General features: G+C 65.7%; 14 protein-coding genes, 1 tRNA gene and 2 pseudogenes. 4 read left to right on the plus strand and 13 right to left on the minus strand.

The annotated features are described in order from the left end of the window. Positions 1–461 precede the first annotated feature (461 nt). A pseudogene (locus tag OKW76_RS00890) lies at positions 462–1,195 on the plus strand (IS5 family transposase). A gap of 76 nt (positions 1,196–1,271) precedes the next feature. Here OKW76_RS00890 and OKW76_RS00895 read toward each other — a convergent pair. Then, positions 1,272–2,270, minus strand: a complete 999-nt coding sequence (locus OKW76_RS00895) for a helix-turn-helix transcriptional regulator (RefSeq protein ID WP_265550327.1) — start codon at positions 2,268–2,270, stop codon at positions 1,272–1,274. Between the two features lie 106 nt (positions 2,271–2,376). On the opposite strand from OKW76_RS00895, the gene OKW76_RS00900 reads away from it, so the two are divergent. Next, positions 2,377–3,036: a glutathione S-transferase family protein gene (locus OKW76_RS00900; RefSeq protein ID WP_265550329.1), complete on the plus strand. Its 660-nt coding sequence runs from the start codon at positions 2,377–2,379 to the stop codon at positions 3,034–3,036. 369 nt (positions 3,037–3,405) lie between these two features. Here the strand turns inward: OKW76_RS00900 and OKW76_RS00905 are convergent, their stop codons facing one another. The 11 genes and pseudogenes from OKW76_RS00905 to OKW76_RS00955 all read right to left on the minus strand — a co-directional run bounded on the left by OKW76_RS00905 (position 3,406) and on the right by OKW76_RS00955 (position 13,169). Then, positions 3,406–5,163 (minus strand): gamma-glutamyltransferase, encoded by a 1,758-nt coding sequence (locus tag OKW76_RS00905; protein WP_265550331.1) that lies wholly within the window; start codon positions 5,161–5,163, stop codon positions 3,406–3,408. 19 nt (positions 5,164–5,182) lie between these two features. Next, the gene (locus tag OKW76_RS00910) at positions 5,183–5,374 is read right to left on the minus strand and encodes a helix-turn-helix transcriptional regulator (RefSeq protein WP_265550333.1); all 192 of its coding nucleotides are present in this window, start codon (positions 5,372–5,374) and stop codon (positions 5,183–5,185) included. Further along, the gene (locus OKW76_RS00915) at positions 5,371–5,766 is read right to left on the minus strand and encodes a hypothetical protein (RefSeq protein ID WP_265550335.1); all 396 of its coding nucleotides are present in this window, start codon (positions 5,764–5,766) and stop codon (positions 5,371–5,373) included. Before OKW76_RS00915 ends, OKW76_RS00910 begins: the two co-directional genes overlap by 4 nt. 358 nt (positions 5,767–6,124) lie before the next feature. Next, positions 6,125–6,736, minus strand: a complete 612-nt coding sequence (locus OKW76_RS00920; protein WP_265550337.1) for a class I SAM-dependent methyltransferase — start codon at positions 6,734–6,736, stop codon at positions 6,125–6,127. A 152-nt stretch (positions 6,737–6,888) separates the two neighbouring features. Beyond that, a pseudogene (locus tag OKW76_RS00925) lies at positions 6,889–8,113 on the minus strand (tyrosine-type recombinase/integrase). Positions 8,114–8,276: 163 nt separating this feature from the next. Further along, positions 8,277–8,351 (minus strand) — tRNA-Glu (locus OKW76_RS00930). A 63-nt stretch (positions 8,352–8,414) separates the two neighbouring features. Further along, on the minus strand, positions 8,415–10,178 hold the full coding sequence (gene recJ, locus OKW76_RS00935) for a single-stranded-DNA-specific exonuclease RecJ (protein ID WP_265550339.1): 1,764 nt from the start codon (positions 10,176–10,178) through the stop codon (positions 8,415–8,417). A 155-nt stretch (positions 10,179–10,333) separates the two neighbouring features. Further along, entirely contained in the window at positions 10,334–11,014 is a 681-nt protein-coding gene (locus OKW76_RS00940) for a prolyl hydroxylase family protein (protein ID WP_265550341.1), read from the minus strand. Between the two features lie 88 nt (positions 11,015–11,102). Beyond that, on the minus strand, positions 11,103–12,095 hold the full coding sequence (locus OKW76_RS00945) for an RcnB family protein (RefSeq protein ID WP_265553063.1): 993 nt from the start codon (positions 12,093–12,095) through the stop codon (positions 11,103–11,105). Positions 12,096–12,196: 101 nt separating this feature from the next. After that, positions 12,197–12,748, minus strand: a complete 552-nt coding sequence (locus OKW76_RS00950) for a (2Fe-2S)-binding protein (RefSeq protein ID WP_265550343.1) — start codon at positions 12,746–12,748, stop codon at positions 12,197–12,199. A 100-nt stretch (positions 12,749–12,848) separates the two neighbouring features. Continuing rightward, positions 12,849–13,169 (minus strand): SWIB/MDM2 domain-containing protein, encoded by a 321-nt coding sequence (locus tag OKW76_RS00955; protein ID WP_416221831.1) that lies wholly within the window; start codon positions 13,167–13,169, stop codon positions 12,849–12,851. Positions 13,170–13,494: 325 nt separating this feature from the next. Here OKW76_RS00955 and folE point away from each other — a divergent pair, with 325 nt between their 5' ends. Next, complete coding sequence (gene folE / locus OKW76_RS00960) at positions 13,495–14,118, plus strand: GTP cyclohydrolase I FolE (RefSeq protein ID WP_265553066.1); 624 nt, start codon at positions 13,495–13,497, stop codon at positions 14,116–14,118. Positions 14,119–14,289: 171 nt separating this feature from the next. Here folE and leuA read toward each other — a convergent pair whose 3' ends face one another. Then, complete coding sequence (gene leuA / locus OKW76_RS00965; RefSeq protein ID WP_265550345.1) at positions 14,290–15,963, minus strand: 2-isopropylmalate synthase; 1,674 nt, start codon at positions 15,961–15,963, stop codon at positions 14,290–14,292. Between the two features lie 273 nt (positions 15,964–16,236). Between leuA and OKW76_RS00970 the strand changes: the two genes are divergently transcribed. Then, the gene (locus tag OKW76_RS00970; RefSeq protein WP_265550347.1) at positions 16,237–16,635 is read left to right on the plus strand and encodes a BLUF domain-containing protein; all 399 of its coding nucleotides are present in this window, start codon (positions 16,237–16,239) and stop codon (positions 16,633–16,635) included. Positions 16,636–16,640: the final 5 nt, after the last annotated feature.

The following is a 16,640-nucleotide window of genomic DNA, read 5'->3' on the forward strand; positions in this document are numbered from 1 at the left end:
GGTCGTCGGCGGTCTTGATATCGTCGAGCCGGAAATGATGCGTGACCAGGGCTGGGGTATCGACCCTGCCGCCTGCTCCCGCCGCCAGCCGCCGCCGTATCCGAACTACATTGCCCCCTCGACCGGCCCCACAGCGCCCGCCGCGGCGTAGCACCGCATAGGCCCAGATCTCGATCGCGTGCAGCGCGACCTCGAACTATGCCCGGCGCCCGCGCGCGGCGTGTTGCGGCCCTTCGTTCCCGCCGAAAGCGCGATCGATGCCGACCCGCGATGGCTCGCGAACATATCCTGCGGCACGCGCTCGCGCTCGATCGCGCAGGCCTCGACGCCGAGCTCGATCGGCTAGGCGGCGTGGACAAATTGTTTGACGCGAAACTTGGTGGTTGATTCAAGGCTTCCTTTTGGAGGCGGGGTTGAGCCGGGGCGATCTGAGCGAAGCTGAGTGGCGTGTTTTGAAGGGTTTGCTGCCGATTGATGCGGCAAACCGGGGGCCTGGGCGGCCGCCCGAAGAGAACCGTTCGATCATTAACGGCATCCTCTGGCGGCTACGGTGCGGCACGCCTTGGCGCGATGTGCCGCCCAAATATGGCAACTGGAACACGATTTACCGGCGGTTTCGGCGCTGGAGCGAGGCCGGGGTGTGGGAGGCCGTATCGGTCACGCTGGCGGAGATGATGGCCGACAGCGGCCACTATAGCATCGACAGCACCACTGTTCGCGCTCACGTCTCGGCAGCGGGCGGAAAAGGGGGGCTCATCGACGCGCTCTTGGCCGCTCGCGGGGCGGGTTTACCAGTAAACTTCACTGTCTGGCAGATGCCCGAGGAAGACCGCTCGCCTTCCACCTGACGGTTGGCGAAGCGGCCGATTGCAAGGCCTATGATACGCTGATCGCCCTGCCCGAGCAGGTGCCCAAGGCGCTGCTAGCCGACAAAGGGTATGACGCCGACGCCATCCGCGCTGACCTTGCACGCCGCAACATCCAGGCGGTCATCCCGGGCCGTTCGAACCGCCGTATCAAGATCGACCATGACCGGGGGCTCTACAGAGAGCGAAACCACATCGAGCGCTTCTTCGGTCGCCTGAAAACCAACCGCGCCATCGCAACCCGATATGACCAACTCTCCGAAAGCTTCCTCAGCATGGTCCACATCGCCGCCGCCAGATACTGGCTCAAATTTGTCCACGCCGCCTAGCATCTCGCTAAGGGTTGAAAAAGTAATCTAAGGCGTGGTCACGTTCTTCGATGACGTTCGTGGGCAGCCGGTGCGTTCACGAGGTCAGCGGGGTTGAGACGGGCCGACCTTCCAGCTCGCGATATGTCTCCGCGAGCCGACCGACCGTCGCGACCATGTGGACGCGCAACTCCAGTGGCCCGAGGATCTCGATCTCGGTGCCGAAGCGCAGAAGCTCGACAACGGCGTGCTCTGGCGTCGCGGCGGGCATCGTCGCGGTCCGCCAGCCGTCCGCGTCGGGCGCATCTATCACCGCCCTGGCTCTCACATAGGCGGGCAGGATCGAGTCCATCATCCGAATGCCGCGCGGGGAGAGGCGGACCGTGGCCTTGTGCGGGTGCAGTTCGGCATCGAGCCGTTGGACGCTCTCGGTCCAGTGGACTTCAAGGTCGAACGGGTCGGGCCGCGCAAACCGCTCGTCGAGTACCTCAAGGCTGAGAATGCGCGAGATGCGGTAGGTGCGCACGCTCGCCTCGACTTGGCCGACGAGATACCAAGCCCCGCCCTTGAGCACGATGCCGAGTGGTTCGACGCGGCGGTCCCGCTCCCCCGTCCAGCTACGGTAGCGGATGCGCAGCGGGCGTTCGCGCCAGACCGCATCGGCGACGGTGGGCAGGTGGTCGAGGCTCTCGCCCTCGCCAAACCAGGCCGGGGCGTCGAGGTGGAAGCGCGAGCGCATCCGATCCGCGCCGGCGCGCACCTCGGCGGGCATCGCCGCCAGCAATTTGGTCCGCGCTGTCGCTGCCACACCGCTCAGCCCGAGATCGGCGGTCTGCCGCGTCAGGCCGGCGAGGAACAAAGCCTCGGCCTCGGCCGACGACAGGCCGTTCAGCCGCGTGCGATAACCGTCGAGCAGGCGGTAGCCGCCGGTGTTCCCGCGTTCGCTATAGACCGGAATGCCCGCCGCACTCAGCGCGTCGACGTCGCGGTAAATGGTGCGCAGCGACACCTCACACTCGTCGGCCAGCGCCTGCGCCGTGACGCGGCCCTTCGCCTGCAGGGTGGTCAGGATCGAGAGGAGTCGGCTTGCTCGCATCGCATTAGCATAAGGCAACCTGACACAAGATGACAGGTAAGGGCGCGCATAGCGGCTTCACCCGTTGCGACTCACGCTGCGGGAAGATCGATCAGGAGAGCTGTTCATGACCGAAGACCGCACCATCACCTTATTTCATTCCCCGCAGACTCGCTCGTCCGCGACGCTCGCGTTGCTAGAGGAGCTGGGGGCACCCTACGAGCTAAAGGTCCTCAACATGAAGGCGGGCGACCAGCGTCGGCCTGACTATCTTGCTATCAATCCTATGGGCAAAGTGCCCGCAATTCTCGACTGCGGGGTACTGGTGACCGAGCAGGTCGCCATTGTCATCCACCTCGCCGACCGCTTTCCCGAGGCCGGGCTCGCACCCGCGCTCGGCGATCCACGGCGGGGTGCCTATCTTCGTTGGCTCGCCTTCTACGCCGGGTGCTTCGAGCCTGCGGTGGTGGATAGATTTCTGCAGCACACGCCACCTGCCGGCCAGTCGATCTACCGCGACTTCGACACGATGCTGGACATTTTGGAGGCGCAGCTCGCTGAGGGCCCATACCTGCTCGGGGACGCGTTCACCGCCGCCGACATTCTGTGGGGCGGGTCGCTGCGCTGGACGATGATGTTCGGGATCGTGCCGCCGCGGCCAGTGTTCGCCGCCTATGCGGATCGAATTGGCGCACGAGCCGCGGTGCGGAAAATCGACGCGCTCGATGCAACACTCGCGGCTGAGCATGAGGCGGCGGTGGCACCTAAGGCGGCCGCGGTCGCCTGAGGCACGCGCGGACGGCGACGACCGGTAAGCGCATGGGACTTCATGAGCGTACCGGTCGTCGCTCACCTTGGCGGAGCTGGAAGTGATCCCACGGACAATCCCGATTGCAGCACCTGAACAAGCGTCCGGTGTCGGGCATACCGCTTGGCTGTGCCAATGTCGGGAACTGGGTCATGATGCCGAGTAGCCGCCGTTCGGATTTGCGCCCCAATATCCAGCCATATTGGCGCCCCTAGGGCATACCCCACAGCAGACGCTCCCTTAGCTTCATGCTGCCGCATACTTAAGCTGCGCGACCTGTTGTGGCCTGCCACCAATCCGGTCAGAATGACGGCGATAAGCGGCCCGAAGGCCGACGAAACCATTGATTCATTCTGCGGCGGCGAAAACGAGAACGCCCGGCACTTCGGCGCTGGCTGTGCTACCGCGAAGGGCCACGAAGGCGGCGGTTCCGCGGACGTACAGCACGCGCTGGGCATCAACCTCGCGAATCGGTAACCCGCGCTTGCGCAGCGCCTCGAGCATGTCGACGGGGTAACGCCCAGCCGGGACCAGCTCGTCGCGGGCGAGCAGCGGCACGCCGAGCTGTTCGTAGTTGAGGAGCAGCGGCGGAGCAGCGGCGAGCGCAGGCAGGTCGGCATCCGCGCGGCGCAGACCGCTCACGAGCCGCAGCGTCTCGGGCACAACCGAAGATCCGATAGCAGCAACTGCGGCGACCGGCTTCCCGCGTTCGAGAAGGATCATCGGTGTCATGTCGCTTGGCAGGCGCGCGCCGGGCGCGATGGCGGTGAGCAGGTGGCGATAGATGCTCGCGGGGACCGGCAGCGGCACGCCGCCGAGCACCAGCCCCGAATCACCCCAGACGGCGGTGTTGCTCGAATGGACCAGCGCCGCGACATTGCCCCAGCGATCGACCGCGACTACCGATGCGCTGTGGTGGCCGGGGTCGGTCGGCACGTCGGCACCGAGCATCTCCTCCATCGCGAGCGCGGCAGCGGCGCCATATTCCGGGGTCACGCGGGCGGCGCAGGTCCCGCCTACGCCTACACGCTTTTCGAACGCCGCGGCGGCGGGGCCATGATGTCCGTAGATCGCAGTGCGCAGCGCCAGCGCAGTCGTGCGGAACGCCTCGCCGCCCTCCCTCGCGCTTCCGGAATGGTCGATCAGGTTGAGCGCTTCCAGCACGGCGCAGCCGCTGGTGTTGGTCGCCGCTGGTCCGGCGAGGGTGGCGCCCGCCGAACTGTAAAGGAGGGGCTCGCCCCAGCTTGGAGCGTAGGCGCGCATCTCGGCCAGGGTCGCCGCGCCGCCTGCGCCGCGCACCGTCTCGACATAACGCTGCGCCCAGGCGCCGCTGTACATGTAACGGGCACCGTCCTTCGCGAGCGACTTCAGCAGGGCCGCAAGCTCGGGCTGGACGAAGCGACTGCCGACTATGGGGCTGGCGCCGCCGGGTAGCGCGAAGGCTCGGCCGGACTCGGTCTTCCGGAGCGGCGCGGTGGCGATGCTGAAATAGCCAGCAAGCAGCGGCGTGACCGGCACGCCATTCTCGGCATACCAGATCGAAGGTGCTAGCAGCCGCGCGAACCGCAGCTTGCCGAAGCGGCGGTGCATCGCCTCCATGCCGCCCATGAAGCCCGGCACCAGCATCTTTCGTCCGAGCGCCCCGGAGGCGTTGGCGGGCGGCGCCATGCCGGTCACCAGGCTCAAATCGGCATCCGGGATGGTCGCCCGCGACGTCTCGCCGCGCCAGCTGCCCCAGCCCGCGTCCATCGCATAGACCCGCCCGTTGCGCGCTTCGTAATAGACTAGCTGGGCGACCCCCGCGAACGAGACATTGGCGCCGAGCATCGCCGTGACCTGCGCGAATGCCGTGGTGACCGCAGCATCGGCGGCGGTCCCGCCCTCGCGCAGAACGTTCGCGCCTGCCTCAACCGCGATCGGCGATGCGCTGCCGGAGACCACCCCTTTACCGCCTCCTATTGTTCGCGTCGCGGTGGGGAACACCGCTGCTTCGCGCGCTTCGATCGCCAGCCGCTCGGGATCGGCGGACTGGGGTGCAGCGAAGCCCGGGGTCACCAGAGCGAGCGTCACCGTCAGCGCCAGGTGGCGCTTTGCATATGCCATCATTCGTCCCCTTGAGAGTTGCTCAATCCTTGAAGAACAATGCCTCGATCGGCCTTCCGAAGAGTTCGGCGATGTCGAAAGCGAGCGGTAGGCTGGGGTCGTACCGGCCGTTTTCGATCGCGTTCACCGTCTGGCGCGAGACTTTGAGACGCTCGGCGAGGTCAACCTGCGACCAGCCGCGCTCGGCGCGCAATTCCTTGAGCAGATTCCTCACCGAAACCTCAGCAGTTGTACCCAGATCGCAGCGATCCAAGCCGACTGCGTGACCACCAGCGGCACCCACATCGGCAGCCGCGGCCAGCCGATGACTTCGAGCAATGTATAGCCGATCATCAGGACCAGCGACGCACCGAACGCCCAGACCACCGCTTCCATCTGGCTGCGGCGCTGCATCTCGTCGCTCTTGCGAAACTGGCGGAGCGCGAAGCGAAGGATTCCCAGCGCGGGGAACAACGGCAGCAGGATGATCGCGGTGCGCCACCCGCCGAGTCGCGGCATGTTGAAAACGATACCGATCGAGAGGCTCAGCGTGATGACGAAGGCCGTCGTCCAGCCGAGCTGGATCAGCAATGCGCGGACGATTTCGCGACGAAGCTCAGCGTGCATTTCAGTATCCCGCTTATGGAAAGCCTCTTTTCCATAGACCAAGTCGCCGTTGATGACAAGGAGGCTTTACACAAGTTTCCTTTACATCATTCGGCTCTTCGATCAGTCGGAGGCGTGGGCTGGAGCCCCGGGGGGCGTCAAGGCGGCAGCGTCGAGCAAACTTCAGCCAAAAGCTGCAGGTCAGCTGGCGGCCCAATTCCAGCTGGAAAGCATATGAACGAATGACCGGTTTCGGGGCGTGGCCAACCGAGCTTTAGTGACCGCAAATGGGTCCTTTCGGCCTGGAAGCGGCCAAGCGGTTTTCGCCCAGTTGCGGTCGTCCCACAGGACCGTAACAAACGACGGAAGTTGTCGTTCGTTACCCCGACTTTTGTGCGGTCACGGTCAGCCATCGAGCCGGCTCACTGAAGTATCCGACCCCGTCATAGGTTTCGAAAGCCAGCCTGGCCCAATGTCCCGCGGATCGATACGCCGCTTCCATATCGTCTTCGTCCGGATAATTATAGTAGCGCCCATGCTGATCCCATCCAGGCGAACCACCGGTTTTGAAGCTAGCAAAATGCCAGCCTTCAGCCGTAAGCGCCTCGTGAATTCGGCGAAGGACAACTGGCAATTCCTTCGCCGGGACATGCAGCAGTGATGCACACGCGACGACCGCGTCGTACTCGGCCGTGGCATTGAGTTGATCGAAACGCATCGTTCGCGCCCCGTGTGACAAACGTTCGTTGGCAATGGCCGCCATGGCCGCAACACCATCGGTCGCGTCAACACGATAGCCAAGCCGTTCCATTGCCAAAGCATCGCTACCGCCCCCGCAACCAAGCTCCAAAATCCTAGCGCCCGCAGGAACGTGAGGGAGGAAGGCCAGAAGGTCAGGCGAAACCTCGTCGGGGCGGGCACCAATATATGAAGGCGCGTTCGTCTGATAGAACTCTAACGTCGACGCGTCGGAGGCTGATGGCATGTCCATTTATGTGGTGTAGCGGTTCAATAGCGGACAGTCATCTTCCCACCACCTACCGCCGTTCGGGCGCGGGTAATCGTCGCGACGCTCTTGAAAGCTGACTGGCCGTTGCTGGGCGGGAAAGCGATCCCGCAGCAAGCGGCCATTTTTGGCCGGTGCTATCGGCTCTTCGCCTTCCCGAACTTTCCATCGAGGACCTTGGCTCCGTCGCGCAGAAATTCGAGATGATCTGACCAATGCTGCATCATGCGCACACGCTCTTCCCAATATTCTCCGCGGCTATGGGCTCGGCGCATGGCATTGTTGTCGCGATGGGCAAGTTGGCGCTCGATCGCGTCCGCATGCCACAGCCCCATCTCATTCGGCAGCGTCGCTGCCAGGGCGCGGAAACCATGGCCGGTCATTTGGTCCTGCGCATAGCCCATTCTACGAAGCGCCGCGTTGATGGTGTTCTCTGACATCGGCCGTTCCACCGATCGTAGCGACGGGAAAAGATACGAGCTGTGCTCGGCGTCGTGCTTGATCGATTCGAGGATTTGAAGTGCCTGACGAGAGAGCGGGACTGAGTGTGCTCGCCGCATCTTGGTTTTGTGTGACGGGATCGTCCAAACCGCCTTGTCAAAATCGAGATCCGCCCATTCGGCAGAACGAAGCTCTCCAAGCCGAACAAACACGTGCGGCAGGAAGCGAAGCGCGACGCCGGTCGTCGGATGGTCTTCCAGCGCTTCAATGGCACGGAGCAACGCGCCTGCTTCGGACGGCGATCGCGGGGCGATGGACGTGTTTGGGTACGATCAACGCGCCCCGAAGGTCGGCCGCGACATCGCGCTCGGCCCGCGCCGTAGCGATGGCATAGCGGAAAATTTGCGAACAGGTGCTGCGGAGGCGCTTTGCCGTTTCGTACCGGCCTTTTGCCTCCATCTTGCGCAGCATGATGAGCAACGCGTGCGCCGAGATCGAGGCGACAGGGCGCTGCCCAATGGTTGCGATGATGAAACTCAGCAGCCAGCGCAGCTTTTTCATCGTGACCGGCGAGCGGCCCTCTTTCTCGACTTTGAGCAGCCATTCGTCGGCCACGGCTTTGAAGCTGCTGGACGCCGCTACGGTGGCGGCGATCCGATCGAGCTTGATTCGTTCAGATGGATCATCGCCTTGAGCTAACACCTTGCGCGCCGCGTCGCGCGCTGCGCGAGCCTCGGCTAGCCCGGTATCTGGCCACACGCCGAAGGCCAGGGTCTTCTGCTTGCCTGAATGCCGATAATTCATCCGCCAGCAGCGAGCGCCGGACGGTGCTACGAGCAGGTAAAGTCCGTCGCTATCGCTAAGCTTGTACGCCTTCTGGCGACCCTTGGCTGCTTTGATTGCCACAACCGACAACGCCATGATGGTATCTCCACCCAAGCGACCGGCTCAGTGCCATCAAGGATACCATCAGATTACTGGTATGGAGTGGTATTCCGCCGATCCGACTGGGATGGTTATACCACAAAAAACCGCAGAAAACAGCCGATTATGGAACGTTGTCGGTAGTTCTGGGATAGTGTTTTGGTGACCCCTACGGGAATCGAACCCGTGCTTCAGCCGTGAAAGGGCCGCGTCCTAACCGCTAGACGAAGGGGCCGTCAGCGAGGGGGCGGACTAGGCGATGGTGGGGGTGGTGGTCAAGGGGCTGTTTGGCGGTATTTCATTCTACCCAGGCGGCGTCGTCGATATGCAGCTCGGCGGCGGGCCTTGCGCCCCAGTCGTCGCGCTTGGCGCGGCCGGCCAGCCACAGCCGGCGATGCGGCGGGCAGCCGAGCAACGCGGCGCCGAGCGCGGTGTCGGCCTGGCGGAAGGCGACCGCCTTGAGGCTGCGACCGTCGTCGCCCGCGACGATTGCGCGAACATGGCCGTTGCCGACCCGATCGGCCTTGATCACGCGCACCGGGCCGGCGGCGATTCGCGGGCTCGGCCAGCCCATGCCATAGGGGCCGCCGGCTTCGAGCGCGTCGACCAGACCGGGATGGATGCCGCCGGGCGCGAGCACGGCATCGACCAGCAAAGCGCGATCGGCGATCGAGCGGGTGACCGCGGCCGACAGCCGTTCGTCGAGGAAGGCGGAGAAGGCGTCGATATCGCCCTCGGCCACCGTCAGCCCGGCCGCCATCGCATGGCCACCGCCCGCCGCGAGCAGCCCGGCTTCCTTGGCTGCGAGCACCGCACCGCCGAGGTCGACGCCTGGGATCGAGCGGCCCGAACCCTTGCCGACGCCGTGTTCGTCGAGCGCGATGACGATCGCGGGGCGGCCGAGCGATTCCTTGAGCCGTCCGGCAACGATGCCGATCACCCCGGCGTGCCAGCCGGGGGCGGCGACGACGATCACCGCGCGATTGGCCTGGCGTTCGGCGAGCAGTTCGGCGCCTTCCTGGACCGCCGCCTCGATCATCCGGCGTTCTTCGTTCAGCCGGTCGAGTTCCTCGGCGATCGCGCGCGCTTCGGCGGGGTCGCGGGTGGTGAGCAGGCGGACGCCCAGATCGGCACGGCCGACGCGCCCGCCGGCGTTGATCCGCGGCCCGAGCGCGAAGCCGAGATCGGTGCAGGTCGGGTCGCGCGTGAGCCGCGACGCTTCGATCAGCGCGGCAAGGCCGATGTTGCGGCGCTTGGCCATCACCTTGAGCCCTTGCGCGACGAAGGCGCGGTTGAGGCCGCGCAGCGCCGCGACGTCGGCGACGGTGCCGAGCGCGACGATGTCGAGCAGCTCAAGCAATTTGGGCTCGTCGCGCCCGGCGAAGAAGCCGCGCGCGCGCAAGGTGCGGATCAGCGCCGCGCCGAGCAGGAATGCGACCCCCACCGCCGCCAGATGGCCGTGCGCCGCGCCTTCGTCCTCGTCCATCCGGTTGGGGTTCACCAGCGCGTGTGCGAAGGGCAAGGCGGTCGAGCATTTGTGATGATCGACCACGATCACCTCGACCCCGGCGTCGCGCGCCATGTCGAGCGCCTCGAACGCCTGCGCGCCGCAATCGACGGTGACGATCAGCGACGCGCCCTCGCGCGCCAGCCGCACCAACGCCGCGCCCGAGGGGCCATAGCCCTCCATCAGCCGATCGGGGATATAGGGCCGCGCCTCGATGCCCAGCTCGCGCAGCACCAGCACCATCAGCGCCGCCGAAGTGGCGCCATCGACATCGTAATCGCCGAAGATCGCGACCTGCTCGCCCGCCTGCACCGCATCGGCAAGGCGATCGGCGGCGCGGTCCATGTCGCGGAAGATCGAGGGATCGGGCATGAAGCCGCGGATCGACGGGTTGCGGTGCAGTTCGAGCGCCTCGCGCGGGCAGCCGCGCGACAGCAACAGCCCGGTCACCAGATCGTCGGGCACGAAGCCGCCGCCCAAAGTATCGCTGGCCAGCCCCCGCCAGCGCCAGGGTTGGCCGAGGATCGAGGCGGTGACGTTACAGACCGGTGACATGGAGCGCGGGGTACCAAGCGGCGGGGGAGGGGGCCAGCGGAAAGCGGGCTTGGCGGCGGGCTGGGAAGGTCTCGTTGCGGCGAGCTCCTTCGATACGGGCCTTCGCCTTCGCTCAGTCCCTACTCAGAACGAACGGCTGTGGCTGCATCGCCCGGTCAGCCCTGCAGCCAGGGCTGCTCGCGAAACCATTTGGTGAAGATGTACTTGGTGCCGCGCACCACCGCCATGCCCTCGTGGAGCGTATGTTCATTGGGGCTGCCGTCGGGGTTCATGTTGTTCCAGATCAGCAGCATGCGCTTGCGCGGCGGCACGCGGATGCCGGCCTGCGGGAACCAGGTCGCGCCGCCTTCCTCGACCTCGTTGAGATAGCACATCGCGGTCCAGGTGCGCTGGCCGCCCGCCTGCTGCATCTTGGGCCAATAATGCTCGCCCTCGTGGAAATAGTCATGGTGCGCGCGGAATTGCTGGCCGGGGGCGTAGCGCTGGCCCTGCATCGTCTCGCCATGTTCGGGCTGGATGCCGAGCAAGGCGGCGACGCGCTCGTCGATCGGTTGGATGATCGGCGAATAGCGATCCATGTCGCAGCTGTCGCTGGTGCGGAAATTGCGGTCCTCGGTGCGCGATAGCAAGGTCGAGGGGCGGCGGCCTTCGTCGATCATCGCGATCAGCGTCGCGCATTCGGCGTTGGTGAGGAAATCGCGGTGGAAATAGACCTGCGCCGCGTCGGTCGCGAGCCGCTTGATTGCGGGGTTCGCCTCGAGCGTCGCCGCGGTGGCGGATCCGATCGCCTGCCGGACCGCCGAGGGCGTGCCGGGCTTCTTCACTTGCGTTGCCATGGCTCCCAAGTCGCCGCGCGGCGCTCGAAAAGCAAGGGGACCCGGTGCCGATGCACCGAGCCCCCCGCTCGCATTCCTCGGTGAAGGTTCACCAGAAGATGTCATATTCCATATCGACCACTTGGCCGGTCTCGAGATCGACCAGCAGCGCGTCGTTGTAATAGCGCACCCAGCGAAACGGTCCGTCGATCGGCGGCAGGCGGTACGACCAGGGATCGTTGATCCAATAATCCTGCGCGAACAGGATCGAGCCGATCGTCGCGCCGATGCCGAACCGCTGATAGCCGAAGCCATAGCCTTGCGGCGCGTAATAGCGAGGCAGGCGGAAGGCGTTGCGGTTGATCTGGCGATAACCGCGCCAGTCATAGCGATTGTCGTTGCGCCAGCCGCGGTTCCAGCCGCCGTTGTTGCCCAGGAAGCTGCGGTTGCCGTTCCAGTTATTGCCGCGCCAATTGTCGCCGGCCCAGCCATTGCCGCGGTTGTTGCCGAGGAACTGGCGCTGCTGGTTCAGCCGATTGTCGAACCGACCCTGATCCTGCCGGAAGTCGCGCCGGTCATCGGCACGATCGCGGCGGAAATCCTGCCGGTCGTCGCGGCGGTCGGCGCGAAACTGGCGCTGGTTCACCGCGCCCGATTGCAGCGCGTTGCGATCCTGGCGGCGTTCGTTGCGGAAATCGCCGCGATCATCGCGGCGTTCGGCGCGGAACGCCTGGCGCGGTGCGACCTGGCCCTGGGGGCGCAGTTCTGGGCGCATCGGCTGGCCGTTGACGGTGCGATTGGGGCGCACGACCTGGCGCTGTTCCTGGATCGCCTGCCGCTGGCGAACGAATTGCTCGCGCTGCTGGGGGTTCGCCAGCCGCTGCGCCTGGCGTTCTGCGCGAACCGCCTGGCGATCGCCGCCGCCCTGGCGCTGCGCGCGCGCCGGTGCGGCCGCTGCCTCGCGCTGCGGCTGCGCGCGCATCGCCTGCCGCTCGGCGCGCTGCTGCTGGCGTGCTTCGCGGCGAGTGCCGTCCTGCGCCATCGCGGTTGCCGGGATCAGCGCGGTCGCTGCGAGCAATGCACCCATCCACTTGTTCATCATCACGCAATCCTCCGTCGGCGCGCGCCCAACCGGCTGGCTCGACAAGTTGCTTCTGCCATTCGGCGGATGAGCGGTGGCTGAATTGAGATGAAAGGAGTCTGTCAGCTTTGGGGCGGGGCGGGGGGCGCGAGCGCCGGCACCGCGCGCGCGGCGTCGACGGCATCGATGTCGGGCGAGGCCGGGGGCACCACATTTTCGTCGCCGCGCGCGATCCGCGCGGCGCGGCGCACCGCCTCGAGCAGCCTGGGGTACACCCCGCAGCGGCATAAATTGGTCATCGCGGCGCGGATATCGTCGTCGGACGGGTCGCGATTGGCGCGGATCAGCGCGGCGGCGGTCATCACCATGCCGGGGATGCAAAAGCCGCATTGCGAGAGGTTCGAGGCGAGGAACGCCTGTTGCACCGGATGCCCGCGATCGCGCGACAGCCCCTCGATCGTGGTGACGAAGGTGCCCTCGACCGCGGCGAGGGTGATGCGGCAGGATCGCACCGCCTGGCCATCGATATCGACGGTGCAGGCGCCGCATTCGCCGGTGCCACAGCCGAATTTGGTGCCGGTCAGGTTCGACGCGTCGCGCAAGGCGAACAGCAACGGCGTTGCCGGGTCGAGCCGATATTGCACGGGCTGGTTGTTGACGGTCAGGCGGGTCATGGCGCTCGCGATACGCTTCCCGCTGCCGCCTGGGAACGAGGGTCTGGAAAAACCAGCTATGCCAGCGGCCGGAACATGGTGCCCCGGCCGCCGGATATGCTTACTTCAGATGCGCGCTCAGCAGCTTGTTCATCTCGAACATGCTCGCCTGCTTCTTGCCGAAGATCTTCTCGATCTTTTCATCGGCGAGGATTTCGCGCTTGTCGTTGGGATTCTGCAAGTCGTGCTTCTTGATGTATTCCCACATCTTGCTGACGACTTCGCTGCGCGGCAGATCCGCCTTGCCGACGATCTCGGCGAGTTCGGGCGACGGCGTCACCGGCTTGGCGAGGCCGCCCTTGGCAGCAGTCTTTGCAGTCGTTTCCTTGGCCATACGCCCCCCAGTACCGGCATCACGCAACAGCGCGCCATGCTTCAACATTCAGTGTCTCCTAGCCTTACGGCCGAAGATCAAGCAACAAATAGCGTAGCGCGATCGCGCGTGGTTGCAAGAACATGGCGTGTGACGAAACAGCCACAGCGCAAATCTTGCGTCGAACCGTGTCCGGCGCGCCGCGGGGTGGGGGGCGGGCACCAATGGGCTTTGGGCTAGGTCACGCCATATGTGCTTGTATCGCCGATCGACGATGCCACTTCTCGCGCCAGACGGAAGCGTAATGGCCGGCGCGACGGGCGCAGGCAATGTTGCCGGGTCGCCGGGTCGCCGGGTTGCTGGTGCGGTGCGGCCGGGCTTATGGGGAGGGATGATGACTATCGAAGACGAAGCCACCAAGGGCAATGGCGACCTGGTTGCTTCCCCGCCCAAGCTGGATGTGCCCGAGGACGTGGCCGAGGCGATCCGCACGCTGATCCGCTGGACCGGCGACGATCCCACGCGCGAAGGGCTGCGCGACACCCCCAAGCGCGTCGCGCGCGCGTGGAAGGAATATTGCAGCGGCTATGGCGATGATCCGGGGCATCATCTGTCGCGGATTTTTGAGGAAGTCGGCGGCTATGACGAGATCGTGCTGCTGCGCGACGTGCCGTTCCAGTCGCATTGCGAGCATCACATGGCGCCGATCATCGGCAAGGCGCACATCGCCTATCTGCCGCAAAACCATGTCGTGGGCATTTCCAAGCTCGCGCGCGTGCTCCACGCCTTTGCGCGGCGGCTGCAGGTGCAGGAGCGGCTGACCGCCGAGGTGGCCGATTGCATCTGGACGCACCTCAAGCCGCGCGGCGTCGCGGTGGTGATCGAGGCGAGCCACGCGTGCATGACCGCGCGCGGGGTGCGGACGCCGGGGGTGTCGATGGTCACCAGCCGGATGATGGGGGTGTTCCGCGACGACGAACGCAGCCGCAAGGAAGTGTTGTCGCTGATGGGAATGTGATGGTTTTGCCCTCTCCCGCTTGCGGAGGGGCAACGCAGACTTGGTCGCGCACTTGCGCGGCCTGGTCGTAGTCGGTGAGGGTTGTTCTTCCTCGCGATCGGTTGAAGAAGTAGAAGGCCCTCACCCAACCCTCTCCCGCAGGCGGGAGAGGGCTTCAGAGAAGAAGATGGGTTACGCCTTGCCGCGGGCCGCGTTCGCTGCCGACAGCACCGCGCGCACGCTCGCGGTGGCGACGTCCTCGTCGATGCCTACCCCCCACAAGGTCCGCCCATCGGCGTCGACGCATTCGACATAGGCCGCCGCGCGCGCGTCGGATCCGTGGCCGATCGCGTGTTCGCTATAGTCGGCGACGTCGAGCGTGATCCCGCAGCCGTCGCGCAGCGCCGCCAGCACGCTCGAGATCAAGCCATTGCCGCGCCCGCTCACCGATCGGGTCACGCCGCCGATCCCGACATGGCCCGCGAAGATCCGGTCGCCATTGGGGGCGCGGGTTTCCTCATAGGCTTCGAGCGTGAAATATTGCGCGGGGTCGAGGCGATATACCCGGTTGAAGGTGTGCCAGATGTCGCCGGCGTTGAGCTCGCGGCTGGTTTCGTCGGCCATCGCCTGGACGTGGCGGCTGAAATCGGCCTGGAGCCGCTTGGGCAGCTTGAGCCCCTTGTCCTGTTCGAGCACCCAGGCGACGCCGCCCTTGCCGCTCTGCGAATTCACCCGGATGACGGCTTCGTAGCTGCGGCCCAGATCGGCGGGGTCGATCGGCAGATAGGGGACCTCCCAGATCTCGTCGTTGCGCGCTTCCTGCGCGGCGAAGCCCTTCTTGATCGCGTCCTGGTGGCTGCCCGAAAAGGCGGTGAACACCAGTTCGCCGGCATAAGGGTGGCGCGGATGCACCGGCAGCGCGTTGCAATATTCGACGGTGCCGATCACCCGGTCGATATCCGAAAAGTCGAGCCTGGGGTCGATCCCTTGCGTGTACATATTTAGTGCCAGCGTGACGAGGTCGACATTGCCGGTGCGCTCGCCATTGCCGAACAGGCAGCCCTCGATCCGGTCGGCGCCCGCCATCAGCCCGAGCTCGGCCGCGGCGACGCCGGTGCCGCGGTCGTTATGCGGGTGCAGGCTGATGACCACGCTGTCGCGGTTGGGCACGTTGCGGCAGAAATATTCGATCTGGTCGGCATAGATATTGGGGCTCGACGCCTCGACCGTCGCGGGCAGGTTGAGGATCAGCGGGTGATCGGGGGTGGGGCGCAGCACCTCCATCACCGCGGTGCATACCTCGAGCGAGAAATCGAGCTCGGCGGTCGAGAAGGTCTCGGGGCTATATTCGAAATGCCAGTCGGTGGCGGGGCGCTTGGCGGCCTCGTCGCGCAGGATCTTGGCGCCGGTCACCGCAATGTCGCGCACTTCGTCGCGGCCCATACCGAACACGATCCGCCGCCATGCCGGTGACACCGCGTTGTAGAGATGGACGATGGCGCGGTGCGCGCCCTCGAGGCTTTCGAAGCTCTTCTCGATCAGGTCGCGGCGCGATTGCGTCAGCACCTGCACCGTCACGTCGTCGGGCACGCGGCCCGAGCGCACCAGTCCCGAGATGAAGTCGAACTCGGTCGCGCCGGCGCTCGGGAAGCCGACCTCGATCTCCTTCAGGCCTACCGACACCAGCAGGTCGAAGAAGCGGTTCTTCTTTTCGGCATCCATCGGATCGATGAGCGCCTGGTTGCCGTCGCGCATGTCGGTCGACAGCCAGCGCGGCGGCTGGGTGATGCTGCGCGACGGCCATTGCCGGTCGGGCAGGTCGATGGCGGGGAAGGGGCGGTATTTGGTCGATGGATCGCGCAGCATCGCTGGCCTTTCTGAACGCTCATGCTCGGGGCTTCGCGAGCGCCCGGCGGGAAGGTCGATGGTTCGAAAGTCACCCTTAAGGGGCGCGCAGGATCGTCGCGTCGCGCCTTAAGGGCGCGTAAGTCGAAGCGATGCGATCGGTGCCCGGGTCATGACGACCGCTATGCCCCGCCGGCGCGGCTGCGTCCAGCGGGTTTGCGAACGATCGCTGAGGCTTTTCGTTAACCCATTCTAAGCTAACCCTTTGCCGTCAACCCGCCGGGGCGAATTCAAATGCTACAGCTTGTCTATATCAGCAGCGCGCGCGGCACCGATCCGGCGGCGGCGCTCCGTGACATCCTGCTGGCGTCGCAGCGCAACAACGCGCGCGACGGCATTACCGGGCTGCTCTATTCGGACGGGCTTCGGTTCCTGCAGGCGATCGAGGGGCCGGCCGATTGCGTCGAGGCGGCGTTCGAGCGCATCAAGGCCGATCCCCGGCATTGGGCGATTGTGGTCCTATCGCGGCGCGAGATCGAGGCGCGCGAGTTCGGTGATTGGGAGATGGCGCACCGATCGACCGGCGCCGATGCGAACAGCTTCGTCCGGCGGGTGCAGCTGCTGACGCAGCACGCTTCGCCCAATGTCCGCGCGACCTTCGAAAGCTTCGTCGAGCTTCGCCGCGTCGCCTGAGCGGC

It is taken from the genome of Sphingomonas sp. S1-29, from assembly GCF_026167545.1.
Taxonomy (GTDB): Bacteria; Pseudomonadota; Alphaproteobacteria; order Sphingomonadales; family Sphingomonadaceae; genus Sphingomonas.

Excerpts from the sequence above, each read along its gene's own strand:
- OKW76_RS00915 (WP_265550335.1), bottom strand. The coding sequence starts at position 5,766 with ATGCACGCTGAGCTTCGTCGCGAAATCGTCCGCGCATTGCTGATCCAG.
- OKW76_RS00905 (WP_265550331.1), bottom strand. The coding sequence starts at position 5,163 with ATGATGGCATATGCAAAGCGCCACCTGGCGCTGACGGTGACGCTCGCT.
- OKW76_RS00920 (WP_265550337.1), bottom strand. The coding sequence starts at position 6,736 with ATGGACATGCCATCAGCCTCCGACGCGTCGACGTTAGAGTTCTATCAG.
- OKW76_RS00950 (WP_265550343.1), bottom strand. The coding sequence starts at position 12,748 with ATGACCCGCCTGACCGTCAACAACCAGCCCGTGCAATATCGGCTCGAC.
- OKW76_RS00900 (WP_265550329.1), top strand. The coding sequence starts at position 2,377 with ATGACCGAAGACCGCACCATCACCTTATTTCATTCCCCGCAGACTCGC.
- leuA (WP_265550345.1), bottom strand. The coding sequence starts at position 15,963 with ATGCTGCGCGATCCATCGACCAAATACCGCCCCTTCCCCGCCATCGAC.
- recJ (WP_265550339.1), bottom strand. The coding sequence starts at position 10,178 with ATGTCACCGGTCTGTAACGTCACCGCCTCGATCCTCGGCCAACCCTGG.
- OKW76_RS00955 (WP_416221831.1), bottom strand. The coding sequence starts at position 13,169 with ATGTTGAAGCATGGCGCGCTGTTGCGTGATGCCGGTACTGGGGGGCGT.
- OKW76_RS00970 (WP_265550347.1), top strand. The coding sequence starts at position 16,237 with ATGCTACAGCTTGTCTATATCAGCAGCGCGCGCGGCACCGATCCGGCG.
- OKW76_RS00945 (WP_265553063.1), bottom strand. The coding sequence starts at position 12,095 with ATGATGAACAAGTGGATGGGTGCATTGCTCGCAGCGACCGCGCTGATC.
- folE (WP_265553066.1), top strand. The coding sequence starts at position 13,495 with ATGACTATCGAAGACGAAGCCACCAAGGGCAATGGCGACCTGGTTGCT.
- OKW76_RS00940 (WP_265550341.1), bottom strand. The coding sequence starts at position 11,014 with ATGGCAACGCAAGTGAAGAAGCCCGGCACGCCCTCGGCGGTCCGGCAG.
- OKW76_RS00895 (WP_265550327.1), bottom strand. The coding sequence starts at position 2,270 with ATGCGAGCAAGCCGACTCCTCTCGATCCTGACCACCCTGCAGGCGAAG.